20 protein-coding genes are annotated in these 25,293 nt (G+C 47.1%); 10 read left to right on the top strand and 10 right to left on the bottom strand.

The window, feature by feature from the left end; translation table 11 throughout:
- Positions 1 to 14: 14 nt before the first annotated feature.
- Both AMS66_RS25035 and AMS66_RS25030 read left to right on the top strand, forming a co-directional pair.
- Positions 15 to 1,760, top strand: a complete 1,746-nt coding sequence (locus AMS66_RS25035) for an ABC transporter ATP-binding protein (protein ID WP_082350905.1) — start codon at positions 15 to 17, stop codon at positions 1,758 to 1,760.
- Between the two features lie 105 nt (positions 1,761 to 1,865).
- Positions 1,866 to 2,381 (top strand): DUF5381 family protein, encoded by a 516-nt coding sequence (locus AMS66_RS25030; RefSeq protein WP_053783369.1) that lies wholly within the window; start codon positions 1,866 to 1,868, stop codon positions 2,379 to 2,381.
- Between the two features lie 12 nt (positions 2,382 to 2,393).
- Here the strand turns inward: AMS66_RS25030 and AMS66_RS25025 are convergent, their stop codons facing one another.
- Positions 2,394 to 2,825 carry an Lrp/AsnC family transcriptional regulator gene (locus AMS66_RS25025; RefSeq protein ID WP_053783368.1) on the bottom strand — a complete coding sequence of 144 codons (432 nt, stop codon included), beginning with the start codon at positions 2,823 to 2,825 and terminating at the stop codon, positions 2,394 to 2,396.
- Positions 2,826 to 2,952: 127 nt separating this feature from the next.
- Between AMS66_RS25025 and AMS66_RS25020 the strand changes: the two genes are divergently transcribed.
- A complete protein-coding gene (locus AMS66_RS25020; protein ID WP_053783367.1) occupies positions 2,953 to 3,726 on the top strand; it encodes an MBL fold metallo-hydrolase in 774 nt (257 codons plus the stop codon).
- Positions 3,727 to 4,177: 451 nt separating this feature from the next.
- Here AMS66_RS25020 and arfA read toward each other — a convergent pair whose 3' ends face one another.
- Positions 4,178 to 5,683, bottom strand: a complete 1,506-nt coding sequence (gene arfA, locus AMS66_RS25015) for an arabinosylfuranosidase ArfA (protein WP_053783366.1) — start codon at positions 5,681 to 5,683, stop codon at positions 4,178 to 4,180.
- Between the two features lie 178 nt (positions 5,684 to 5,861).
- Here arfA and AMS66_RS25010 point away from each other — a divergent pair, with 178 nt between their 5' ends.
- Entirely contained in the window at positions 5,862 to 6,770 is a 909-nt protein-coding gene (locus AMS66_RS25010) for an ArsR/SmtB family transcription factor (protein WP_082350895.1), read from the top strand.
- An 84-nt stretch (positions 6,771 to 6,854) separates the two neighbouring features.
- Here the strand turns inward: AMS66_RS25010 and AMS66_RS25005 are convergent, their stop codons facing one another.
- From AMS66_RS25005 to AMS66_RS24985, 5 genes are all read right to left on the bottom strand, one after another.
- On the bottom strand, positions 6,855 to 7,670 hold the full coding sequence (locus AMS66_RS25005; protein ID WP_053783365.1) for a C40 family peptidase: 816 nt from the start codon (positions 7,668 to 7,670) through the stop codon (positions 6,855 to 6,857).
- A gap of 435 nt (positions 7,671 to 8,105) precedes the next feature.
- Entirely contained in the window at positions 8,106 to 11,381 is a 3,276-nt protein-coding gene (locus AMS66_RS25000; RefSeq protein WP_053783364.1) for a glycoside hydrolase family 48 protein, read from the bottom strand.
- A gap of 94 nt (positions 11,382 to 11,475) precedes the next feature.
- Positions 11,476 to 14,469: a glycoside hydrolase family 9 protein gene (locus tag AMS66_RS24995; protein WP_053783505.1), complete on the bottom strand. Its 2,994-nt coding sequence runs from the start codon at positions 14,467 to 14,469 to the stop codon at positions 11,476 to 11,478.
- A gap of 334 nt (positions 14,470 to 14,803) precedes the next feature.
- On the bottom strand, positions 14,804 to 16,540 hold the full coding sequence (locus AMS66_RS24990; protein ID WP_236703620.1) for a methyl-accepting chemotaxis protein: 1,737 nt from the start codon (positions 16,538 to 16,540) through the stop codon (positions 14,804 to 14,806).
- 202 nt (positions 16,541 to 16,742) lie between these two features.
- A complete protein-coding gene (locus tag AMS66_RS24985) occupies positions 16,743 to 17,294 on the bottom strand; it encodes an undecaprenyl-diphosphatase (protein WP_053783363.1) in 552 nt (183 codons plus the stop codon).
- A gap of 183 nt (positions 17,295 to 17,477) precedes the next feature.
- Between AMS66_RS24985 and AMS66_RS24980 the strand changes: the two genes are divergently transcribed.
- Both AMS66_RS24980 and AMS66_RS24975 read left to right on the top strand, forming a co-directional pair.
- On the top strand, positions 17,478 to 18,467 hold the full coding sequence (locus tag AMS66_RS24980; protein WP_053783362.1) for an LCP family protein: 990 nt from the start codon (positions 17,478 to 17,480) through the stop codon (positions 18,465 to 18,467).
- 160 nt (positions 18,468 to 18,627) lie between these two features.
- Complete coding sequence (locus AMS66_RS24975) at positions 18,628 to 19,884, top strand: acyltransferase (RefSeq protein ID WP_082350893.1); 1,257 nt, start codon at positions 18,628 to 18,630, stop codon at positions 19,882 to 19,884.
- Between the two features lie 48 nt (positions 19,885 to 19,932).
- On the opposite strand, the gene AMS66_RS24970 is transcribed toward AMS66_RS24975, so the two are convergent.
- Positions 19,933 to 20,667, bottom strand: a complete 735-nt coding sequence (locus tag AMS66_RS24970; protein WP_053783361.1) for a hypothetical protein — start codon at positions 20,665 to 20,667, stop codon at positions 19,933 to 19,935.
- Between the two features lie 220 nt (positions 20,668 to 20,887).
- Here AMS66_RS24970 and AMS66_RS24965 point away from each other — a divergent pair, with 220 nt between their 5' ends.
- Both AMS66_RS24965 and AMS66_RS24960 read left to right on the top strand, forming a co-directional pair.
- Positions 20,888 to 21,835, top strand: a complete 948-nt coding sequence (locus AMS66_RS24965; RefSeq protein WP_053783360.1) for a hypothetical protein — start codon at positions 20,888 to 20,890, stop codon at positions 21,833 to 21,835.
- Between the two features lie 45 nt (positions 21,836 to 21,880).
- Positions 21,881 to 22,132: an NHLP leader peptide family RiPP precursor gene (locus AMS66_RS24960; RefSeq protein WP_407944571.1), complete on the top strand. Its 252-nt coding sequence runs from the start codon at positions 21,881 to 21,883 to the stop codon at positions 22,130 to 22,132.
- Between the two features lie 76 nt (positions 22,133 to 22,208).
- Here the strand turns inward: AMS66_RS24960 and AMS66_RS24955 are convergent, their stop codons facing one another.
- Positions 22,209 to 24,068 carry a sensor histidine kinase gene (locus tag AMS66_RS24955; protein ID WP_236703619.1) on the bottom strand — a complete coding sequence of 620 codons (1,860 nt, stop codon included), beginning with the start codon at positions 24,066 to 24,068 and terminating at the stop codon, positions 22,209 to 22,211.
- Positions 24,069 to 24,273: 205 nt separating this feature from the next.
- Positions 24,274 to 24,555 (bottom strand): hypothetical protein, encoded by a 282-nt coding sequence (locus tag AMS66_RS24950; protein ID WP_053783358.1) that lies wholly within the window; start codon positions 24,553 to 24,555, stop codon positions 24,274 to 24,276.
- 146 nt (positions 24,556 to 24,701) lie between these two features.
- On the opposite strand from AMS66_RS24950, the gene AMS66_RS32990 reads away from it, so the two are divergent.
- A complete protein-coding gene (locus AMS66_RS32990; RefSeq protein WP_017690239.1) occupies positions 24,702 to 24,863 on the top strand; it encodes a hypothetical protein in 162 nt (53 codons plus the stop codon).
- A gap of 201 nt (positions 24,864 to 25,064) precedes the next feature.
- Positions 25,065 to 25,293, top strand: a 229-nt coding sequence (locus AMS66_RS32835) for a hypothetical protein (RefSeq protein WP_160319734.1), incomplete at its 3' end; no start/stop codon positions are given.

Here is a 25,293-nt window from a genome sequence, read left to right as displayed (position 1 = left end):
CTTCGTTCAAAGCGATGATGTCCTACGCTCAACCCCATAAATGGGCCTTTGCGGGTATCTTTTTCTGTTCACTGCTCGGTATTTCCGCAGATCTGCTTCAGCCTTATCTGGTGAAGATCGCAATCGATGATCATCTGGCGATTGGTCAGACCAGTGTAGGCTTCCTTGTCCAGTTGGCAGCCATCTTTCTGGGGCTGGCTGTAATCAGCTTTATTTTTACCTATGTACAGAACAATCTGCTGCAACATGTTGGTCAGAACATCGTCTCTCGCATCCGGAAAGACCTGTTCAAGCATATCTCCAAAATGTCGATGTCTTTCTTTGACCGCTTCCATATCGGCAGTCTGGTTACGAATGTATCCAGTGATACGGAGACGATCAGCAGTTTCTTCACCCAGGTGCTGCTTAGTCTCATCCGGGATGGCATGATGCTGGTGCTCATTATCGTCTTTATGTTCCAGCTCGATCCGGTCTTGGCGGGGTACTCTCTCATCGTGTTGCCTGTGATTGCGATTGTGGCCGTATTGTTCCGAAGTCGACTGCGCAGAGCTTATCAGAATGCCCGCACTCGTCTCTCCCGTCTGATTGCGTTCACAGCAGAGAACCTGTCCGGCATGTTTTTGATCCAGGCCTTCCATCAGGAAGAAGAACAGAAGAAAAGATTCAAGGAGCAGAACACGCTTCACCTAAAGGCCAATATCGCGCAGGCCCGTTCCAATGTCATTTTCAACCGAACGTTTGATATTCTCGGTAATGCCGCCCTCGTCATGATGGTTTGGCTTGGAGGACGTGCCGTGCTGGGTGAATCACTACAGGTGGGTGTGCTCTATGCGTTTATCAGTTACATCCGTCAGTTCTTCCAGCCGATTAACCAGATCACCATGCAGTGGAACACATTCCAGTCGACAACCGTATCCATGGATCGAATCTGGAACATTCTGAGTACCCGTCCGGAGGTCGCTGATCCCAAACCAGGGAATGCCTCCACACTTGAACCACGGAACGTGATGGGGCAGATTGATTTTAATGATGTATCGTTCGGCTATCGGGCAGACCGCCCCCTGATTCAGCATATGAATCTGCATCTCTATCCGGGTGAAATGGTGGGCATTGTAGGAACTACAGGAGCTGGCAAAAGTACACTGATCTCCCTGCTCAATCGCTTCTATGATGTGAATCAAGGCAGCATTGAAATTGATGGAATAGACATTCGTCATTTCCCGCAGGCCAATCTTCATCGGATCGTTGGTCTGATCCAGCAGGAACCATTCCTCTTCTCGGGCTCCATCATTGACAATGTACGAATGTTCCGCGAGGATATTACAAGGGAGCAGGCTATTCAGGCCTGCCGATTCGTCGGAGCACATGCGATGATTTCACGTTTACCGCAAGGGTATGATACACGTCTTTCCGAACGCGGGAGCGGTCTGTCCGCCGGAGAACGTCAACTGATATCGTTTGCCCGAATCGTGGTCTTTCAACCCAGAGTGCTTATCCTGGATGAAGCAACCGCGAATCTGGATTCGCATACCGAACAATTGGTACAACAGGCGCTGGAATCCGTCTCTCAAGGAAGAACAACGATTGTTATTGCGCATCGTCTATCTACGGTCATGCATGCAGATCGGATTCTCGTTATGGAGAATGGTGAGATTGTCGAGGAAGGCTCTCATCAGAAGCTGATCGCTGCTGAAGGGGTATATGCTGATCTCTATACCCATGCGCGTGAAGCCGGTAACGATTCTGCTATCTCTGGATAGTCCATCGAACCAAGAGGGGTTAAATAAACGTTAAACATGCCGCTCTGCGATGCAGGCGGCATGTTTGATATATTTTCTGGGAAATGATGATAAGGAGGTGTATTAATGAAACCTGAATTATATAAATCATCAGAGTCAGAGCTTGAGCATCCGCAGATTGGTTACCGCCGTTTCACGGCTATATGGAAAGGAGCGCTGTGTTTTCTATTCTTGCTGTTATGTGTGACCCTGTTATGGATCATCTATGACGAGCGCGCTGGACAACTGGAGACATTGTATTATTCCATCGCAGCCATTCTTGGCATGTGGTTTATCGGGCCTTTATTTTTTATGTTTCTGTCCCGTGTAATCGCAAGTTCTACCGTGTTATTATCCTGGAATGACGAAGGACTTCATACCCTTAAACGAACCATTCCCTGGAATGAGATTCGTAAAATCGAGCTTGGCTCTCCCGCCATCAGCAAATGGATACTGTCTGCTTCGCCCATGATTGCCCTGTATTTGAAAGACGGCACCCGGCGTCACATCCAGACCGATCATTTGCTTACAAAAAAAGAGCTCAGTCGAGCAATAGTCCTTCTGCAGGAGACACTGCGCGAGAAACAGCAGCAGGACATCTGAACACGGCCCTATTCATTCCGACTTTTCGATACCGACTGACAGGTTCATTCTGTAATTCCCATACGGCAAAATGGCTTCGAGCAAGCTGCCAAGCTGCTCCATTGTTTCTGTGCGTACTCGCATCAGGTAGCAGCCCTCTCCGCTGACACGGTGAACCTCCACGATGTCTTCACGTGTAGCCATAAATTCACGGAAGGCGGCATGTCTGTCGCCGGAATTCAGAAAGATTGTTACAAATGCCTGGAGGCCCAAGCCGAGGCGTTCCGGGTTCCATTTTACCGTATACCCTTCAATAACGCCCAGATCATGCAACTTGCGCACTCTCGCACCTACAGCCTGTCCAGTCAGATGTACCTCTTCGCCGATCTCTTTGTGGGGGCGTTTGGAGTCCCGAATCAGGCATTTCAGTATACGTATATCTGTATCATCGATCGTCTCATTCATCTATTTTGCAATCCTTTCAACTTGAAATTAAAGTGGTCTGTTTTCTTTCAGTGTGTTATTTACGCCGATAAACGGGTTGTATAACATATAGGATAATAACATTAATTCCCGAAGGAGTGCAGGTTCAATGAAAATTCAATTGATTCGTAATGCTACATTATGGTTGGAATATGGGGGTCTGAATATACTGGTTGATCCCATGTTGATGGATAAAGAAGTGATGCCTGCTTTTCCGAACACGCCCAATGATTTACGCAATCCTAGAGTCTCATTACCCGAGACGGAAACGGATTATATGGACCCGGATCTGCTGATCGTTACGCATACCCACCCCGATCATTGGGATGAAGCAGCAGCCAAACAGCTCCGCAAAGATATACCTCTGTTATGCCAGCCAGGAGATGAGGCCGTGTTCACAGGAGCCGGATTTACCAACGTTACCGCCGTGGATGACAAACACGAGTACCACTCCGTACGTTTTGCCCGCACCCCGGGACAACACGGAACCGGGGAAATCGGCGAGCGTATGGGCAAGGTGTCTGGATTTGTATTGGAAGCGGACGGAGAACCTGTCTTGTATATCGCTGGTGATACCATCTGGTGTGAAGAGCCAGCCGAAGCCATTCGTCAATATCAGCCTGAAGTTATTGTGGTGAATGCTGGCGGGGCCCGCTTCCTGCAAGGAGATCCAATCACGATGGACGGGCCTGACGTAGCTGCCGTGAAACGCCATGCACCGGATGCGCATGTTATCGCTGTGCATATGGATGCCATTAATCATTGCATGATGTCCAGCGTGGACCTCGCCAGTTATCTAGCATCCGAGCAGTTGGACGGGCAGGTACTCATTCCACGCGATGGCGAGAGCTTTGAGTTTGGACCAGGGGCCGGGTTGAAGTAAAATTCATTTACTGTTTGTCCAAACGTCTAACGAATCTGGGACGCTCTATATGGCGAACTAGCTCATGTTGACCATTCTAACGATTTGTAGACGTCCTATTTCTCCTTTTACACCCTCTTTGCAGTCGCAGGTTTTTATCGGAATAGCGAGTCCTGGATTCGTTAGATTTGCTGCGCCACACTAATCTGCAACATAAGGCGTATACGATTCGTTAAAAACCGAAGCACATAAGGAACCCTCTTGTGGCACTCAAAATGGGTTGAATGCGCACTTTGCTTCATGCAAAGGCTGAATACTAAATACCACGAAAAAGGGCTGAATGCGTATAAACTCGCATCCAGCCCTTTTTTCTTATTGAGATCCATAAATACGGCGTTGTTCTGCCATCGGAGTGCCCTGTGTTCTATGTCTCCTTTATTCCCGGTGCAACCCGCATGATACTTCTGATCTATTACTGAACTTTCAATCGGATTACGTTCCACGAAGCTTTTGCCAGGCTTGCCGTGATCAGTGTATCCGATAACTCTGCACCACCACGATTATGAGGAGCGACGCGATTCGGCTGCGCAGCGGTATTGGCTGCTTTCAGATCATCACTTTCCAGCACAATATGCTCAATCAACTGGCACTTCCCAAAGCTGCGCAGATCTACTTCAAGCGGAAGAGATTCTTCCAGATGACGGTTTACGGCGAACACAGTCACTTCACCCTGCTCCTCGTTATGCACCGCAATACCTTCCAGATAAGGAACATCCGTAATTTGTTTGGTGTCATATTTCGGTGACTGGATCAACGGTACAAGTGCTGTTCCACGTCCGAACACAGAAGCGTGCATGAACGGATAGAAGATCGTCTGTCTCCATGCCGCACCTCCATTATCGGTCATGATTGGAGCGATAACGTTGACGAGCTGTGCCAAACAAGCCATTTTGACACGGTCCGCATGTTTCAGCATGCTGATCAGCATACAGCCTACAAGCAGTGCATCCTCATGGTTGTATACGTCCTCCAACTGTGGCGGAGCAATCTGCCATGGGTCCAGCTTCTTGTCACTTTCATTGGAGTGGTACCAGACGTTCCATTCATCAAAGGACAGGAACATCGTCTTCTTGCTGCGCTTCTTCGCTTTGATATAATCACAGGTCGCTTTTACCGTCTCAATAAAACGATCCATCTCAAGGGAACGCGCAAGGAATGTGGGCGTATCCTGTTCAGCATTGCCGTAATACTGGTGAAGCGACAGATATTCAACATGATCATACGTGTGATCCAGGACCGTTGCTTCCCATTCCGGGAAGGATGGCATGCCCAGGGATGAACTTCCGCAAGCGACCAGCTCAATCGTTGGATCTGTCCACTTCATCACTTTTGCCGCTTCAAGTGCAATCCGTCCATATTCTTCTGCTGTTTTGTGACCAATCTGCCACGGACCGTCCATTTCGTTGCCCAGACACCAGGTTTTGATGGCATGAGGCTCTTTGTATCCATGTTTAATACGCAAATCACTATAATAGGAACCTTCAGGATGATTGCTGTACTCCACGATGTTACGGGCTGCGTCTACTCCCCGTGTTCCCAAATTGACGGCCATCATCACTTCCGAATTCGCCTGTTTGGACCAATCCACAAATTCATTAAACCCGAATTCATTGGTCTCGATTGTTCTCCAGGCCAATTCAAGTCTGCGTTTGCGCTCTGACACAGGCCCAACTGAATCCTCCCAATTGTAACCGGATACAAAGTTGCCGCCAGGATACCGCACAATCGGAACCTGCAGCTCCTTCACCATCTCCAACACATCCCCACGGAAACCCGCTTCAGTCGCTGTAGGATGACCCGGCTCATATATTCCACCGTATACGGCACGTCCCAGATGTTCAATAAATGAACCGTATAAACGTTTATCAACTACGCCAATTGTGAAATCCTTGTCTACCGTCATTTTTGCTTTTTCCATCGTGAAGTTCAGCTCCCTAAGATTAATATAGAAATTAATTGATAATCTATGGATCAACGTTCATATTTATATTAAAATCGATTATAGCACCAATTTCAACATGAATTTTGCAAAATGTTATTCTTTTGACTGGATTTATGTTTAACTTAATTCTATAAATCAAAATGGAGGAACAGATGTGATTAGAGCAAATACCGATGCAGAATGGCTGCCCCTATATGAGGCACTCGCGAGTGAAGTCCGTCTGCAGATTATCAGGCTTGTCGCAGAGACCCCAATGAACGTGAAGGACATCGCCGCATCACTCGGCCTGAGCAGTGCAATCGTAACGATGCATGTTCGCAAGCTTCAGGATGTGGGCATTATTCAGTCCAAAATGATTCGCAAGGATGGTGGTACGCACAAAATGAACAGCCTGGCTGTCGACTGGATTGGCATCTCCATGCCACAAGAAACTGGAGCTTCCCGCAAGCTTCATGAAGTAGCAATCCCTGTCGGACATTATACCCATTTTGATGTGTATCCGACATGTGGTCTGGCTACTTCCAATCAGGTCATTGGACAATATGATGACCCACGCTATTTTCTAGATCCCGAGCGGATGCACGCCCATATTCTCTGGTTTGGACGCGGATTCGTGGAATACAAAATTCCAAACTATATCTTGTCAGGCCAACAGATCAGTGCCATTGAATTGTCACTTGAGATAGGTTCAGAGGCCCCTTCGGTCAATCCAAACTGGCCTTCGGATATTACATTCATGCTCAACGGAATTCGACTCGGTGAATGGACAAGCCCTGGAGATTCGGGAAATGGACGCGGAATGTTCACCCCGGAATGGTGGAGCGATAGTGTCAATCAGTACGGCATGCTCAAGGTGCTACGGATCACCCATGAGGGCACATTTATTGATGGACAGCATATGTCCGAAGTTACGCTTGCGGATATTCCCGTGGAACGCAACCAATGGACATTGCGCCTCTCCGTGGAGGAAAATGCGCAGCATGTGGGCGGGCTAACGCTGTATGGTCAAGGATTTGGCAACTATGATCAGGATATTCTGTTCCGCCTGTACTACCAGGACTAATAACAACAAAAAACCTTCCATTCCCCCTATAAGCGGAGATGGAAGGTTCAATATGTGGTCATTATTTAATAGGCATGTTGGAACTTAAAGTGCACTGCCACCAAACAAGAAACGGTACTCCCAATGTTTGCCGGAGATATCGCTAATCGTTACACCGCCGCCAGCGTTGGAATAGGTGTGCAGTATTTTGCCGTCACCCAGATAAATTCCCGTATGGGTAATCTTAGCAGTAGATTTGTTCACACTAGAGTATGATGAAGCCGAGCTACCTTTGTAGGACATAAAGTACATCAGATCACCGCGTTTCAGATTTTTCCAATTGGTCTTAACGGTACCGTTGGCTTTCACATAAGCACCTTGCTTACGCGAATCGGATGGAAGCTTGATTCCAAGCGCATCAATAAAGGCCTGGCGGACAAAGCTTGAACAATCGAACGTAGAAGTGCTGTTACGACTTGCGCCAAACTCATAAGGTGTTCCCCAATATTTCATACCAGCAGCTATGACTTTCTCCACAGAAGCACTGCCTGTAACTGACGTACTGCTGCCAGAACCAGACCCACTAGTACTGCCACTTCCTGTTGTCGTGTTGCCTTTCACAGCTTGTGTATATTTCGAAGAAGAAGATATGTATCCTGTCCGTTTACCAGAGTCCGTAACTTTATACCAGCCTGATCCGGATTTTTGCAGTACCGTAACGGTCTCCCCTTTTGGCACCAAACGAACAATGCTTGCGGAAGAAGATGGCGATGTACGCAAATTTACTCCCCAGATGACTTTAACTTTTGAATTCTCAACTGCGGCTGCCGATGCAGGTGTCGTTAATGCTCCTGTTGTCAGACTTCCCATCAGCATCGTTGCTGTTACACTTGCGGTAATGATCTTGCTTTTCCAGTTCATGATGTCGTGTTCCCCCTGATGTTACAGAATTTTAACCTGGCCTCATTCGCCGGGCTTGCCCCATTGTAAAACGGGCTGTCCATAACGATCATCAGTCCAAAGTCCTGTATTCGATCTGGCAGGCTTGAGCACTAAGAATCAGGGAAACATCTCACACGAGTTGGCTAAAACTACCGTAAATCACTTCTTTTTCAAAGGTTAAATTATTGTAACTATTTGCTGTGCTTCGTTTTACGCAGAAAATAGCCCTAAGCCTCGCATCACTTAGGACATGCGTCATATGACCTATATTTTAATTTTCAAATTCTATATATGGTAAACATTACTATGGTTCATTTCCCGATCCAGCTGCTTACATGAAGAACAAAAAACGCCTCCAACATGCAAAAAGCCGGAGATCTCTCCCCGGCTGTACTCTGTTTCAATAGGAATCAATTATGGCTCAATGCCCCATGCGTTGACTCCGCCAATATAAGCGGTCACTTTGTTCCAGGCAGTGAAGGCCGTTTTGGTAGCATCGAAGGAATAATCATTGGTCTGATCAAAATTCGTCCAGTTGTTTTTCGAGAAACGGCCCTGGATAATTCCCGTCTCTGCCCCCACACCCAGACTGCCTGCTCCAGATTTGAATCCAATCTCCAGATACGTATCCGCTGTGCCTTTTGCCGGATCTACTGTCACAAAGTGAGCTTCAACGTTGCCGCTGCCAATCTGAGCGTAATCACACCAGAAACTCAGATCGGATGCACTATCCTTCGTAAAGTAATACCGCAACTTCACCTGACTGAGATCCACTGCCGTCGTGCCTGTGTTCTTGATATTGAACTGCGGGGTCACCGCATTGCCAGACGTCCCTGAACCGCCATTTCGGTATTGCACTTCAAGTGCACCTGTTGTTACAGGAGGCGCTGTTGGTGTCACCGTCACGACATTGGACAATGTCTGCCCGCTTGCATTTACGGCCACCACTCGGTAATTGTATGCGATACCGTTCACCGCCGTTGCATCAGTGTAAGTCAGTGCGGTCAGACCTGTAGCCAGATCGGCGTAGGCTCCACCTGCAGCCGAGCGTTGTACCTTGTAACTTGCAGCTCCGGTCGATGCGGTCCAAGTTAGCGCAGCCTGATTATTGCCTGCCGTTCCCGTAAGGGTTAACACTCCCGGTACGGACGTTCCTGCTTGCGGGGTTGCAGACGCTTGAGCAGAAGGTGCAGATTCATCTGCCGTATTCACTGCGGTCACCACGTAATAGTACGTTTTGCCATTGGTCAGTCCTGTATCCGCGAAGTTCGAACCGGTAACGCCTGTCGCTACGGAAGTATACGGGCCACCATTCACCTCTGCACGTTTTACCGTGTAAGAAGCGGCACCCGTGGATGCGGTCCAGTTCAAAATAACCTGCTCACTGCCTGCTGCAGCTGTCAGACCGGTTGGAGCTGCTGGCACTTGGACCACTGGGCCTCCTGCGTCACCAAGGAGACGATCAAACTCGCCATACGCGGTAGCCATATCCACCTGTGACCAGAAACGGTGATACGTAAAGGTTGGTGCGCCATTTTCCCATTTTTTCGTTGTTGGATTATAAGACGTTTTGTACAGATTATCCAGATAAGCCCATGCCGGATCTTGCTTGATGGCTGGACGCAGGTCAGAATAGCCAATGTATAGGCCATCCCCCCCTTTGGCTGGATCAGAAGGTACACCTGCCGTGCCCGGAATCGTGTTTCCCTGACCGAAGGTTCCCGTCCAGTTCGCCGGAATGTAAATCTCTTTGGCGAAGAAGCGGAAGTAGTCTTTACGAACTTCTTCGGTCACGATCCCCACGCCATCGTTGTAATCCCATGCTGTATTCAGCAGTTTCTCGGCCATATCTTTGGCTTCCTGTCCTTTGTTACTGAGCACGCCGCTTTCTGCTTGAGTCCCTGCAGCAAAGAACGTCAGGGCTTTGATATAGCTCCCCAGCACACCTGTATCCTGAGCAGGATCTTTGGTAACCACATGGAAATTCGTATTGTTGGTAAAGGAACTGAACCCATTCCATTTGTCCGGTTGACCCTGCCATTCTTGGCTGCCTGGAATCCAGAACTCGCCTGGAGCAGGTGTTGTCGCAACCTGCGCATTGGTACCGCCAAGAATACGTTGGCCTGCCGCATTCAGATAATATCCTTGTGCATCCGTTACCGGACGCTCATCGACGAACACATAATCCTTGGACCAGTCGACCCACTTGGTAATGACTTTTTTGGCCATCTGGAAGTTCTCGGAGCTAAGGTCCCCGCTCTCGGCAAGAATGTAATACATCTCCCCTACACGCTCCAGCGACCAGGCTTGGAAACCAAACCACGTGTTGGAATCGGGGTCACGATATACCGGAGCTTCCTGATAAGCCATGTCATAGAACGTACTGGTTCCTGCAGGATAAGCTTTGTAAGAGCCATCAAAACTGTTCGTTGCTCCACCACCAATCGCTCCTTCGTGAGACTGTAACCAGGTGTAGAATTCCAATTGGCGCTTCAGCGATGCATTCCAATCCGCCTTGGCTGTTGTCGATTTTGGTATCAGGCCGCCTGCCGGATCAGACAAGGCATACGCTGCCACGGGATTCTGGTAAGCCTGATGTGTGTGACTGGCGCCAATCCGCCAAGCCCAGTTGCCACCCTCGCCAAGTCCGCCGCCCCATGAGGTGTACCACGCCATGAGATACATATTGGAGTCTTTGCCCGTACCAGCAGTGGGCGTGCCGTTCTTGGCACTTCCGATCTTCTGGAAGTACTTGTCGTGCATCCCATAGCGCAGATAGTCACCCATCTTCTTCGCTTTGTCCAGATACGCTGTATTGGTGTAGCCCATCTCCTTCGCCCAATACAGTGCCTGCACTGCACGTGCGTCAGCATCCGTTGCGTTGGTATAACGCCACTGGGCTGCCGGTGCCTGGGTCTCTTTGGTGAACAGGCTCATGAAACCTTCGCCTGTCTTGCCAAATGTTTTATTGTCCTGGGATGGGTGTGGAATGGCTTCCCATACGGACTCCTGCTCTCCACGCTGAAACGTATTCACGTAAGCCGCTGTATGATTGGGATTCAGCAAATTACCATACCCGTACCAGTTATCCACATCCAGCAGCCAGTGCATCAGGTACGTCTGATTGTTACCGTAGGAAGCTTTCAGCTCGGCATCCAGCGGATCTTTCCCGGCTGTATACTGCCCATTAATAGCAGAAGGGTATTGATCCGGGAAAGGTTTCTCCGCCGCATAAGTGGCCGGGCTGTTCGGATTGTAATAACTCATCGTAGGCTGCTCTTCCTTGCCGTCTCCTTCATTGACAGGAATGATGTATTTCTCCATGCTGTCCCAAGCCGCTTCCAGTTTGGACCAATCTCCCGTATAGTGACCGTACATCGTTTCCAGCCAGATCCAGTAACTGTATGCCTCGGATGTTGTCATGTGCCCATAATCTGGTGCCTCGCTCATCAGCGTTTCAATGGAGTGATACGGAATGCCCTCTGGAGAAAAATAACCGTTCGCCGGATCTTTCAGCTGATCATACAATTGCAAAAATCGAGCTTCGTTTATTCCGTCCGCTTGAGCATCAATGGTCTGCTCTTCGGCATAAGCCGTCTGGGGACCTACCCACAAACCGGTGTACCCGGTCAGCATAACGGTCCCTGCAAGCATGGCAGACAAACTTTTTTTGGCAGCTGATTTCAACATGTATATACCTCCCTGGAATGGTGAATTCAATTTGAATCACTCTGGGTCTGCGCATGCTGTTGATCTGTTTTGTAATATTGATCTACCTTTAAATTTACGGCTCAATGCCCCAGACCTTCGTACCTCCCTGATACCCAATTACCTGATTCCAGGTGGTAAAAGCCGTCTTGGTTGCGTCATAGGAATAGTCGTTGCTCTGATCGAAATTGCTCCAATTGTTCTTGGAAAAGCGCCCTTGGATTACGCCTGTCTCGGCTCCGGCAGCCAGGCTGCCAGCTCCGGATTGGAAGCTGATCTCCAGAACCGTATCCGCAGTCCCCTTTGCCGGATTCAGCGTGACAAATTTGCCTTCAATATTGGCACTGCCGATCTGGGCATAATCACACCAGAAGGTCAGATCCCCTGTGCCGTCCTTCGTAAAATAATATCGAAGCTTCACGGTACTCAAATCGATCGGCTGAGTCCCTGTGTTCTTCAGATTAAATTGCGGAGTCACCGCATTGCCGGAAGCACCTGAGCCTCCGTTTCGATATTGCACTTCAAGCGTACCTGTCGTTGCCGGAGGCGCACTCGGTGTCAACGTCACGATGTTAGACAACGTCTGTCCGCTCGCATTTACGGCGGCGATTCGATAACTGTACGCTGTTCCATTTGCCGCTGTTGCATCGGTATAATTCAACACTGCCAATCCAGTTGCCACATCTGCATATGCACTGCCCCCAGCTGCGCGCTGTACCTTATAACTCACAGCTCCCGTTGCTGCCGTCCAGGTCAGAATCGACTGGGTATTGCCTGCCGTACCGCTTAATGTCAGTGCGCCAGGCAACGATGTTCCAGCCTGCGGCGTGGCAGTGGCTTGTGCAGATCCGGGCGATTCCCCTACTGAATTCACAGCCGTCACCACGTAATAATAGGTCTTCCCGTTTGTGAGCCCCGTGTTTGTGTATGTCAATCCAAGTACGTTTGTTGCTACAGAAGTATATGGCCCTCCATTCACCTCGGCACGCTTCACCGTGTACGATTCTGCCCCAGGTGATGCTATCCAGTTCAAGATTACCTGAGCATTCCCCGATACAGCCTGCACCCCCGAAGGTGCAATAGGCGTGACAACCGGTGTGATTCCGGGTTCCTGGCCGTATATCCGTATTCCCGCATCGTAGACCGGAAGATATGCACTCTTCGCCACATTGCCTGTGCCCAAGCCCTGGAATGAATGATCATTATTCGCATTCCAGGCACCTTCCGGGCCGGTAATGCGGAACTGGACCTCTTTGCGATAATGCCCTTCCCCGCCTGGGTATATCTTGGTTCCAGTAAAGTCCGCAGTAACAGCGTAGATTCGTTTCACTGCATCAACCACATCTGGTTGGGATACTATCGCCCCCTCGGCGTATGCGGTTGTAACATGGACATCGGAAACGGTATATCCTGCAGCGTAAACTTCACTCAGATCCACGAAATAGCGAAAAGACAACTTATCCCCCATTCGCGCAGGCCAGCCGGAACGGTTGTTCAGTTGAGCCTTGATTTCCGTGTAATTGGAACCGGATGCTTTCACGGATGCTTCAACAAAGAACTCATCCGACTTCACTTCCGGTGCCGGGAAATTCGCAATGGGCTGATTATTCTGGCCGAATAGCAGATTCATCTTGGCTAACGCGCCTGTAAAGCCTGCATTGTAATCGGTCGCCACTTCATTGCTGACATAGTCACCAATGGAATCGGTATAGGCATCCGACGCATCCGGTCCACCAACCATTGCTCCATACAACGTATGACGGTGCTCTGAGGGTACGTTTTCATTGTTCGTCCATGAACTGTGGGAGGTTCGGTGATGTGGGTGCTTAGGCGGGTTCTGTCCATAACCGACCACATAACTGCTCTGGCGCGGATTATCTCCCAGAATGTAATTCATTTGCGAAACGGCAAAGTCCTGATACCTTGCCTTCTTCACCGGATCACTGACCCAGTCGGAATACACAAAAGCAATAAAGGATGCATTCGCTGCATAACGAAGCGAGCCCCATGTATCAAGCCAGGCGAGCCCGCCCGGTGTATACTTGATTCGTTGTCCATTCGTGCCTACAGACCAATAATCCAGATTGCGTTCTGTTGATTGAATGAACCGTGCCGCTTCTGGCATGTTCAGACTCGACGTAATGCGAGCCAATAGAATCTGGGCACCGTAATGTTTGTCATCCCAGCCTTGGGTCCATGTATAGGCCCAATTTCCGCTCTGTCCATCCGCTTGCCACAGATTCGCCGTAGCAATCGCTTTGGACAAGTAAGCGCTATCATTTGTCGCCATATATAACCATGTTGCAGCCCAAGCGAGTTCATCATAGTAACCTGTCCATGAATTGTAGAACGATTGGGCATCTGTAATGCAATCCGAATATTTGCCTCGATACGTATCGGCGAAGCTGTACAATTCCTTGGCATGCTGGAGCAGTTTGTTGGCATAAGCCGGGTCACTGTCCCGGAACACAATGGATGAAGAAGCGAGTGCCGCTGCGGTTTCTCCCGCAAGTTCACTTCCCGGACAGGATGCATCGATCTTATAAGCAGGTCGGTTCATCTGCATCACTTCAGCCGGTCCCCACCAGGCGTGGTCTGTATTACCCGCTCCGACCTGTCCCCATAATTCATTCGGTTTCGTATGCGCTCTCACAAAGTAGTCTGTTGCCCATTTCAAATTATCCTTAATCTCCTCCAATTGTCCTGCCTGTTCATATCCCTCTCGGTACTCCACAACAGACCAAGCTAACATCGTAGCTGAATAGGCCATGGGCACACCAAATTTCACATGATCTCCGGCATCGTACCATCCTCCGGTCAAATCAACCCCAACATCCGCTCCGTCATTTAATCCGGAATCACCACGCCATTCCACCCGGTTGTCTTCCGGCAATTTCCCTGAACGTTGTGTTTCATAGAAATAAATCGCCTTCTGCAATGCTTCCGCATAGTTATGATTCCCGGCAGCCGCATCTGCCTTGCCATTCCATGCCTGTATGGATGTACTTCCTGCCAGTAGCCCTGTCGATAACGCAAGAATAACGACTCGTCTCCACCAGCTTCCCTTCATCTTCAACCATTCATCTCCTTTTGCAATCGTCGTCTCGTCATTTTCCAATTACACTGATGTAATGACCCGCTCCTTTCTATGGTGTGACTCCGTGTATTTCCACCATTAATTACCATTATAGTCTTTTGCTTCAGTTGCAATATCAGCGCTGGTGACTTCTGAAATAACATTGTTGTGACATGTTCGGGTAGTGAAATGACAAAAAAGACTGTTTCTCCTATCGCATGAATGCAATAGGAGAAACAGTCCCGACATTTCGTATAACTCATGCATGCTACAGGCTGAATTATGATCATTTCCATTATTCAGTTTGAACACCCGTCTTTTGGATCGTTTACACTCTGAATTTGTTGATTTGCTCCTGCAACTCTTCGGCCATTTTGGACAAAGAGCCTGCTGACGAAGCAATCTCTTCCATTGAAGCCAGCTGCTGCTGGGTTGCGGCAGATACATTATGAACCCCACCTGCTGCTTCTCCAGCAATGTTGGAGATCTGATCCACGTACCCTACAACTTCATTCGTACTTGCTGACATTTCCTCCGAACCTGCAGATACTTCCTGGATTTCACCAGCGACCTTGTTCACTGCATTCGAAATCTGCTCAAATGCTTGTCCAGCCGCTGTTACAATCTCAATTCCAGCCTCCGTTTCATTGCTGTTCACTTTCACAGCCTGCACAGCATGATCCGTATCCTTCTGAATCAATTGCACGAGATCCGTAATCCGTTGTGCAGATGTAGAAGACTCCTCTGCGAGCTTCCGCACTTCTCCAGCTACGACTGCGAAACCACGTCCGTGCTCACCTGCACGTGCCGCTTCAATCGCAGCATTCAATGCAAGAAGGTTGGTTTGACGGGCAATATTGTTGATAACCTCGGTAATCGTGCCAATCTCTGCGGAACGTTCTCCCAGCCCTGTAACCAGTTCTGTCAGTGAAGCAATGGAATTACGAACAGAACCCATCTGTTCAACAGCCTGCTGAATAATCATATTTCCTTCGGCAGACTGATTCGCTGCATCAACAGCAGATACGGATACACTTTGAGCAAGCTCAGCGATTTGTTCCGAACCAAGAGCCATCTCACTCATCGCCTGTGAAGAACGTTTCACCATATCTACTTGATCGGAAGTACCTACGGCCAATTCCTCAACCGTTTCGGAAATCTGTTCCGATGCCTTGGTATTCTGCTCTGCGCTCGCGAGAAGCTCTTCCGAGGAGGCAGCTACCTGTTCGGATGTCATCGATACGGATTGAATCATCTCCCGCAGGTTGCCTGTCATCGTATTGAAAGAAGCCGCCAGTGTTCCCAGTTCATCCTTGTTCTTGAGCACGATCTTCTCACTAGTCAGATCCCCACCTGCAATCAACATTGCCGCTACATTCATCTTCTGAATTGGACGTGAGATGATGCTTGCAATGAAGAAGGCAATAAACATGGCGACCAGGAAAGAAAAAATCGTTACTGCCAAAATAACATTGAATGATTTTTCAGCCGACTCAACCGATGTATTTGTAGCTTCATCCGATAGAGTATTTCCCATCGTGATTAATTGAGCAATGGTATCATTCGCTGTATACCATAATGGATAGGCCTCTGAATGCAGTCTGCTGGCTTCTTCGTAATTGTTAGCCATGCCCAATTTCATAAATTCCGGCATTTTCGCCAAATACGCCTCATAGTTCGTGCTAAATGTATTGTACATTCCCACTGCTTCGGTATTGCCTGCGATAAGTGAAACCAGTTCCTTGCGCTCATTCTCAATCTTGGCTTGGAGCTGTTCCAACGCTTCATTCATCTTGGTGATTTCAGTTGGATTTGTTTCGACAATTACGGCAAGAGCAAGCCGTTCAACGTCGGAAACATCACCATTCATCATCCCCAGTAAACTCACACTAGGCATCCACATCTTGTCGATCTCATCGGCCTTTTTGGACATATCATGAATTTGGGTTAACGCATAAATGCTTACAAAAGCCAGTAAAGCCACTACCATTAGAAATCCAGTCAGTAATTTCATTCGAATTGTTAATCTCAATTTCCCCGTCACGTTTCCCCGCGCATCTTTCATGTTCCCCACTCCTCAACTAGTACATATTTATAGTATATCGACACGTATCGTCATGAATTGTATATATGAGAATTCGATTTTTTGTAAATTTCAGTTAACTTCGAAATAAACACAAAAAAAGCCCTAAGTCTTTGGCTCACCAAAGACTTAAGGCTTTCATATATGAAACTTATCTTCCAATCCCTACTATATTCAACCGTTTCTAACGGAAAATCCGCCGATGAATGTTAATGAAGAAATCGGGAATCGACTTGGTATAATTACGCGTAGCAATCAAGATTACACTGACCAGGCTACCCAGAATAAATCCGCCGAGGATATCTCCAGGATAATGTACACCAACATAGACACGCGAGACTCCTGTCAGCACAGCAAGCAACAGCATCCACATACCGAAACGACGTCCAATAAAAAACGAAGCTGCAGCTAGCGCAAATACAAAGGAAGCATGTTTACTTGGGAAAGATGGATCTGGCACATGCGGAACCAGTTGATTCACCGTGCCTTCCATGAACGGCCTTGGATGACCTACCACAGGTGAAATTCCCCATTTTGCCAGAACAAGTGCTACGATCGAAGCTACACACGCATAAAACACAATTCGCTGCTTCGACGGATCGCCAAGAAACCACACAATCACAAGAAGTCCTATCATAACCCAAACCGCATATTCAGCCGATGTAATCATAAACCAGTCCAGAAACGGAATTCGGTCTGCAAACTGGTTGATCCAATTAAATACAGATTGATTCATAACAGTCGTTAATACCTCCATTACACAAAACACGATTATTTTTTACATAATAAATATACACTAACTATTTGTCAAACATGTCGCCCAGTAACCGAACTTTCGAAATCAAAGAGGACATTTCTCTTACTTTTTGTTAAACTAGTTTGGGTTACATAATAGTTCATTCATAGAAAGGTGAAGATTATGCTTAAAAAATGGTTATGGGGAACATCCCTAACCCTGGCACTTGCCGTAGCTGGTGTCATTGTATATTACGGATACTCGATCGTTCATTTTGCCAATAGCATCTCAACCGCTTCCGAGACCTCCTCTTCTGACACAAACCAAAATACGGACACCCCAACTACCCCTATTCCCAAATGGGAAGGGAAGGAACGAGTTAACATTCTGCTGCTTGGAGGTGACACCAGAGGAGATGATGCTGGCCGTTCAGACTCAGTCATGGTCGCATCCATTGATCCGGTATCCAAGAAAGCCCATCTCTTCTCTGTTCTGCGGGATACATATGTTGAAATTCCTGGGCATGGCAAGAGCAGACTCAACGCAGCCTTCTCCTACGGAGGAGCGGAATTAACCAAACAAACGGTCGGTGACTTGCTCGGCATCCCTATTCAGCACTACGTGTATACCGATTTTATCGGATTCATGGCGCTGGTTGATGCTGTGGACGGGATCGATATTGATGTGGAGAAAGACATGTATTATACCAGTAAAGCAGATAAACATATGTACGATATTGACCTCAAAAAAGGACTGCAACATATGGACGGCAAGACGGCCCTGCAATATGTCCGATTCCGGCACGATGCCACATCAGACTTTACTCGTACCGAACGGCAGCGGATTTTCATGACTGAGCTGGCCAAGAAGATGCAGAGCACCACTTCGCTCTTCAAAATTCCTGAAATATTGGAAGCTGTCGCTCCATATATCGAGACAGACCTCAGTCCAACACAAATGTTAAAACTGGCTTCGCTCGGATTTGATATTAACGTAAATGAAATCGATAAACAGCAGATCCCTCCTAACAAACTGCTAACCAATGAGCTTGCAGGTTCTGCTCAGGTACTCGGTGTAAATAAACCTAAACTCCAGGCATACATTCAGAATTTATTTGAGGAAGATGCCAAATCTTCAGAAGATGAATCGACAAAAGTAAAAGACTTAAACTAAATTGGATGAAAACAAAAAGAAGCAGTTTAGCAATCATATTTCGATCAAAAGATGGCTGCAGCCGTCTTTTTTTGTACCTATTTTCCCCATTTAATGCAGCCTTAATGTTTAACAGGTACCCTTAAATGATGAATTCCGGTTACACGAAGGAGGAATACACGTGAATAAACCGCGAATCGTGGAATGGACACAACTGCGCGGCCTTGCGTTTCTCGCCATTGTAATGCAGCATAACATCGCGGAATATATATATCGCGCCGATATTGAACAACCTGATTCCGTCATGCTGACCATGATTTATCATCTGACTCGTTTTGGTACGCCGACATTCGTCTTTCTATCTGGTGTAATGCTGTTCTATCATCACAGTCACACCAAACCGGATTACCCCCGGTTTATCCGTAAACGGTTCGGAGACATCTATGTGCCCTTTGTGGTATGGGCGTTCATCTATTGGTTGTTTGTCCGGATATTCACCCCCGAGTTCTGGCTTTCGGGTATGCCGGACTTCCGCAGTCTTGTTCGTGAACTGTTCCTTCCTCAGACGGGATATCATCTGTGGTTTGTGATCATGGTGTTTCAGTTCTATATTCTGTTTCCCCTGTTTCTTGCAGGAGCAACGTTCATTCAGAGACGTATTGAAAAAATTACACGCTTCACCCCGATGCAATCCGTCATCACGCTGATTCTCATTGGAATGGCACTATACACGTTGCTTATGAAATGGTCCTACTACGATATGGGCGGGTGGACAGCTTCCTTACCCCAACCCTGGTCGGGTTTGCTGCAATATCGCTCTTATTCATGGCTTATGTACTGGTTTTACTTTTTGCTTGGTGCAGTATGTGCCTGGTCAGTGGATAGCTGGAGGAGTTGGACCGCAAGGGTATTACCTTGGATGGTCTGTCTGTTTATCGGGATGTACATCTGGCTTGGATATGACGTGCTGCGGGGATCAGGGGATGTCGTTAACCTGAATATCTCAACCTACCTGAAGCCGACGACTTTCATTATCATCATGGCTCAGATGTTTATGTTCTATGGGTTCCTTGTACTGCTACGAGGTAAAGATACACCATTTCAGCGTCTCCTGACGTGGATTGGCCGATATTCGTTTGGAGCCTATCTTGTTCATGCACTGGTTATCTACTGCATTGCGTATATTACACGGCCGCTTACGCTACCGGGGTGGCATCTGCCCGTAACGTTATTGTCGTTTCTCGTTACCGTGGCAACGGCTCTTGCCATCAGCTGGGGACTCTCCAAACTTCCTGGTTCTCGCTTTACCGTAGGATTACAACGGAAGAAGCGCCCAGGTCGACGCTTGCATGATACTGTTATCCCGGGCACGGTTAGAACAAGTTCAGCCGAGCGTACTCCGTCTGCCAGCGCAAATCGCAGTCCGGGAACTAGCTAGTCTTAGTCGTATAGAAAAAGCGTCTCCCTATGTGGAAGACGCTCTTTTTCACTTCACTTCTGTAGAAGCGGATCTTCCGGGTACAGGTTCATGAGGACCAGGGGCTTGATGTGCATTGCCCTTCTGATTAACGAACCTTTTCAGGTCACCTGTCAATTGCTCCTTCAGCTTGTCAACTAGCTGGGTTTCGCTTATGCCTTTTGCCTGAGCAATCTCAGCCAGTGACTTCCCGCTCTGAAGCTGCTGATGGAGCTGTTCTGGGGTGATGCCGATAAAGCGGGCAATAGCGCCCTTGTCCATCATCGGACGTCTGTTACCATGGTGAGCAAAATCACGTCTTAATTCCCGCAGCGGTGTATTGATTACCTTCTTCAGCTTGGTATCCATACCCGCTTTGGCTGCTGCTGCCTGCTCTTTCGTGAGACAGCCTTCTTCGGCTGCTTTATCCAATCGCTGAGAGAGCGAAGGCTTCAACTTCTCTAACAATTGTGCTTCACTAAGTCCCTTGCGTTTCTTGGCAATCTGAGTCAACGTTTTGCCAAGCTCCATCTGTTCCTTCAAATCGCGGAGCCCAATGCCAAGCAGATCTGCGGTTTCTCCAATCATAAACAGGCCATGACCTGCCTGCATGCATGGCTTGGTCTGGTTTGTGGAGGAGGATGGTGTCGCTACCTGATCTTCCACAGATCCATTCGGATCAGCGGATGCCGTATAGCCGGTTGCTGCTGTTATAAATACGGCTGCCAGTCCGGCCGCTACCCATTTCTTCCAATTGTATTTCATTTCTCTTCTTCCTTTCGTATGTCAAAATCCTGTGCTTTCTTAGTTTGAGCCTAACTTCCGCTTTTTTATGCCATAAAAATACAAAATGTCATTGTTTTTTTCACAATTCATCACAAAACCTCCTATTTTTTTCTATTCTTTTCCGGTATACTGAAAGTAACTTCATGATCTAGTCGAATAGTCCTTAATTACTTTATTATGGGAAGGGCGTAACCAAACGATGCGGAGAGAATGGTTTGATCCGTTTAGATCCGATGTGGAGGTGGTGTTCGCTTCAGCAGAGCAGCTGGTACAGAAATATCCTGAACCAATGTCAAAACATGCACTAGAACAACTTCATTTGGTCAATCCTTTGTTACGAGATTCGGGTCACAGCTACATCGGCTACATTATTCCATTATGGATGCAACTCTCGAATGGACTACCTCCAGAAAAGGCACACAAACTGAGTACTGCCTGTCTCCTGCATATGCTATATTTTCTGAATCAGGATGAAGTTATGGACGAACAGCCAGAAGATGTGACACTGAAATTATCACTGGGTAATCTTTACTACGTGGATGCGATCTGTGCCTATTCAGAGCTATTCAGCCTTTCTTCCCCGTTCTGGACGTATTTCAGACAGTATGTGGAGGATTGGGCCATGAGCGTCACCGGTGAGAACTCCATCGATTATTTCAAGAGAAGCCCGTTATTAATCGCCCAAAAAGCCGCCCCACTTCAGCTTGGAGCTGCTGGCTCACTCCTTCTTTTGGAACAGAAGCATCGCATTACTCCGGTATGTTCCGCCGTCAACATTGCACTGATGACTCTCCAGATGACAGATGATTTCACAGACACGAAACAAGATGCTGTGCATGGAAATTACAACAGCTTCCTCTCCCACATATCTGCAGCACTGGAGCACAACTACCCGGCTCATCCTGTAAGCGAATGTGTACATGATAATGTGTACAACACTCAATTCATGAACTCCTATGTAGACATTGCTCAGCAATATAACATCAGACTAACATCTTCTAACTCGGGAATTTCGCATCTCGAAACATTTAATTCTTACTTATGCGGCATTCTGGGACAAACTGTTCAGGACATTGAACAACACAAAAAAATGCTTCTTCAAGGTGGGTTTCATTACTGGATCAGCGAGAAACAACATTTGTCCTAATCACAAAAGAAGAGCTGGTACAGTTGAATTTTAAATATGAAGGGAATGTTGACGATGATGGTATCAGAGAAAACGTTGCACGAGGATATTATTGAAAAGGCCTGGACCGATGAGCACTTCAGACAACAACTGCACTCCAACCCGAAGCAAGCGCTTCGTGAAGCGTTTGGCATTGATATTCCTGAACACATTCAAGTCCGTACCGTTGAAGAACAACAGAACGACTACGTTCTTGTGATTCCGCCCAATCCATCCAAAGTAGATTATGACGTAAACTGCGGGCCGTGGAGAAGCTAAACGGATTAGATTGAATATGTGATTGAACGACACAGGGGTAGCGAACAAAAAAGCCTTTGCACACTTCTGCCGCTCGTCATTCGACGAACGCGGCAAAAGATACAACGGCTTCTGTTCCTACCCCTTTTGTGCTTGTAAAACTGATCTGCCCCTGCATGGCTTCAACAATTCGGAAGGTCACCATCATGCCAAGACCTGTCCCCTTAATTTTGTTCGAGAAATAAGGCTCCCCAAGGCGGACCAAAGCTTCCTCATCCATGCCCTCGCCGTTATCTCTAACATGTATCTTAATGACCCCATCTTGGGCATAAGCCCAAATATCAATCTGACCCTGTCCTTGCAGAGCTTCAATACTGTTTTTAATAATATTAATAAAGGCCTGTTTGAATTTGGAGGAGTTCCCTCTAATCCATAGATCTGGCGGAATGTCGGTCATTATTTTACCGCCCTCCAGATTAGCCATTGGTACAAGGATGCCTTCAATATGGTTAAATTCATCTGCGATATTCAGAGAGATAATATGATCGAACTCCGGTTTGGCGAAAGTGAGGAAGTCCGTAATAATGCCTGAGGCCCGATCGAGCTCCTCCAGAGCAATCCGCACGTACCCTTTGTTTTTGTTGTCTTCCTGCTCTGTCATGAGCTGAAGGAATCCTCGTGTCACCTGCAGTGGATTACGAACTTCATGAGCAACCGACGCTGCCAGTTCGCTAATAATCTCCATTTTCTCGGATCGCTGCAATTCATTATTGAACAATTCCAACTCTTTCGAGTATTCAAGCACTTTGGTATGTTTTTCAGCAAATCGGCTTCCCAGTATGGCAATCAGCGAGATAATAAAAGCAACCATAGACCATTTCCACCATATCAGATGATATGTTCCATGACGCTGGTAATACCACAGTAGTTCAGCAACACTGATTAAGGCAAACGTGCCAAATCCCGTAGCGAGCAAAAGAGCTTCCCGGCTCCGCTGAAGCGCTTTGGAGATGGTTCCGATCATTAAGATGCTCAAAAGGACGACGAGAATGAATCCAATCACGTTCTGAACCAACAAACTGTAGAGCATATCCCATTGACCACCTGAAATAAAATCAATCATCAGGGCAGCCACAGCAACTATAGAATAGATGACTTGAAATTTTCTCAGTTTGGTAAAGATGCCATAACGACCTGGTCCGATAATTTGTTCAAAAAAATAACAGAGTGCAGGCATGCCCATTAGCATAGCCAGATCAAACAATACGGAATACAAATCACCGTAAACCTGGTAGAACGTATATAAAAACTGCGAATAGGTGATAATCATCGTTCCGATTGAACCCATCACGATACATAACGAAATCCACAACCCTTTATGGAATTTGCCCAGGAAAAATGTGCAACTCAGCATCGTAAGAGCCGTAAATACAAAGGTCGCTCCCAGTATCACATCAAGCAGTCCATTGTGGATGTACTTCTCCTGTAATGTAGCATAAGGTCCAACCTGAACCGTTCCGTAGATGCCAAGTCTGCCTTTCTCATTCTCGGTCCATACATACAGTTTTCCGCCTGAATTCTCACTCGATAAGGGTAACAACACAGCGTTATTATCATAATTGTAATGATAATTCTCATACACCTTACGATCTTCCAGATAGATTACAATGTGGTTTCCTTTAATATTCTCAAATCGGATTGCCGAGCTATCTTCGCTTATTGTAGGAATGGTCACACGAGTCCACAAGGAACCTGACGGAGCTTCAGCGCTGCTGTATTCCAGCTTTTCTGCACCTTGCTTCTCCCATATCTCCTCCGAACCTTGAACCTCACTAATGAATCCCTGATCGTGTACGTTCCCCCATTTTACTTCCCATCCCGTAATGGATACAGGTCTGTCAACTTCTCCTGCAGTCGCTGAAACGAAGTCATGCGGCAAGCAGAGAATATTCAACATACTTATCCATAAGATGATGATAGCTTTGGGCACATTTTTCATTCACAGCACCTCAAAGTTCTTATTTTCTCTATCCCCAAGTTCTCTCATTTATCATTCGCCACAGTTTAACGTGTCACCTTCTTGGTGAAAAATGAAAATTCACAATTTAGTAGATTTATAGTTTTATTTCCATTTTATCGTTAAAAATCGATTTTTTTCTCCATTATTCGCGCAGATCTTCAAACTGGTTCTCAATCATCTCGCGCTCTTTCTGTTCAATCTTCATGCGATATTCCAACCACTGCTCCGTTTCCTCATCGTCATAGATGGTCCATATATCCGAGAAAAGATAATCTCGCAACTGGACAATCTGTCCTGACCATATCCCGCCTACCCAGAACAGCCCGTCCGGACGGCGTATAATGGTACGGGAAAACCCGGGCGTAGACGCTTTTTGCCCGATTCGGATTCGAGTGATCATATTACCCAGCGTAAGCCAATCCAATTGGAATTCCTCCCTCATATATCCATGTTTCATCATAACATAGGCAAAAGATGAAAAGCTCTAAAACTGGCGTGTACGATTCAATTGTCCCTGCCGGGTGTAATGGTTCCTCAAAGCAAACACTTATCCTTAAGGAGATGATTGGAATGAATGAGCCACACAGAACGGTAGAGGTAGAGCATAAGGATGTCCAGCATAAATCGGATTCAAGTATGGTCGCTTCCACGTTTATCAAATATGCGGCTTATATCATTATTTTCTTTGGATTCCTGTACTTTCTAGTCAAATATGTATTCCCCAAATTTTAAAGCATATTAAGTTGAATTTGTAATCTGTACATCTTTCACTTTTATCTTATATTCATATTTGGGGAACACAAGGGAATCATAATGGTGCGAGATTACAACATCAGCCCTTTGGGTAACTACGAAATAAGAACCTTTTCAAGATGACTACCCAATCACAAAAAAAAACCATTAAATATAATCCACTGAAAGGGAGTGTTATTTATGTCAGACAGACCAATTAGCAATGAAGAGAGCGAACGTTACTACGACCGTTATCAGAGGTCCCGTGATATTCCACTGGAAACCGAAGTCCCTGAAGGTGACATTGACACTTTTGATGAAGTTACGGGAAGACGTATCGAAACCGAAAACACAGTGAATCCACCCCTTGTAGCTTTAGCGACTACGGAAGAGCCGGAATTGGAATCACGGACAGCGGAGCCTGCACTCG

Origin of the sequence: Paenibacillus xylanivorans (assembly GCF_001280595.1) — a bacterium.
In the GTDB taxonomy this organism is placed as follows: domain Bacteria; phylum Bacillota; class Bacilli; order Paenibacillales; family Paenibacillaceae; genus Paenibacillus; species Paenibacillus xylanivorans.
This window is presented reverse-complemented; position numbering and strand designations above follow the sequence as displayed.

Bases quoted from the DNA above. Each gene is read 5' to 3' on its own strand.
- AMS66_RS25035 (WP_082350905.1), top strand. From the start codon at position 15: ATGATGTCCTACGCTCAACCCCATAAATGGGCCTTTGCGGGTATCTTT.
- AMS66_RS25030 (WP_053783369.1), top strand. From the start codon at position 1,866: ATGAAACCTGAATTATATAAATCATCAGAGTCAGAGCTTGAGCATCCG.
- AMS66_RS25025 (WP_053783368.1), bottom strand. From the start codon at position 2,825: ATGAATGAGACGATCGATGATACAGATATACGTATACTGAAATGCCTG.
- AMS66_RS25020 (WP_053783367.1), top strand. From the start codon at position 2,953: ATGAAAATTCAATTGATTCGTAATGCTACATTATGGTTGGAATATGGG.
- arfA (WP_053783366.1), bottom strand. From the start codon at position 5,683: ATGGAAAAAGCAAAAATGACGGTAGACAAGGATTTCACAATTGGCGTA.
- AMS66_RS25005 (WP_053783365.1), bottom strand. From the start codon at position 7,670: ATGAACTGGAAAAGCAAGATCATTACCGCAAGTGTAACAGCAACGATG.
- AMS66_RS25000 (WP_053783364.1), bottom strand. From the start codon at position 11,381: ATGTTGAAATCAGCTGCCAAAAAAAGTTTGTCTGCCATGCTTGCAGGG.
- AMS66_RS24995 (WP_053783505.1), bottom strand. From the start codon at position 14,469: ATGAAGGGAAGCTGGTGGAGACGAGTCGTTATTCTTGCGTTATCGACA.
- AMS66_RS24990 (WP_236703620.1), bottom strand. From the start codon at position 16,540: ATGAAAGATGCGCGGGGAAACGTGACGGGGAAATTGAGATTAACAATT.
- AMS66_RS24985 (WP_053783363.1), bottom strand. From the start codon at position 17,294: ATGAATCAATCTGTATTTAATTGGATCAACCAGTTTGCAGACCGAATT.
- AMS66_RS24980 (WP_053783362.1), top strand. From the start codon at position 17,478: ATGCTTAAAAAATGGTTATGGGGAACATCCCTAACCCTGGCACTTGCC.
- AMS66_RS24970 (WP_053783361.1), bottom strand. From the start codon at position 20,667: ATGAAATACAATTGGAAGAAATGGGTAGCGGCCGGACTGGCAGCCGTA.
- AMS66_RS24965 (WP_053783360.1), top strand. From the start codon at position 20,888: ATGCGGAGAGAATGGTTTGATCCGTTTAGATCCGATGTGGAGGTGGTG.
- AMS66_RS24960 (WP_407944571.1), top strand. From the start codon at position 21,881: ATGTTGACGATGATGGTATCAGAGAAAACGTTGCACGAGGATATTATT.
- AMS66_RS24955 (WP_236703619.1), bottom strand. From the start codon at position 24,068: ATGTTGAATATTCTCTGCTTGCCGCATGACTTCGTTTCAGCGACTGCA.
- AMS66_RS32990 (WP_017690239.1), top strand. From the start codon at position 24,702: ATGAATGAGCCACACAGAACGGTAGAGGTAGAGCATAAGGATGTCCAG.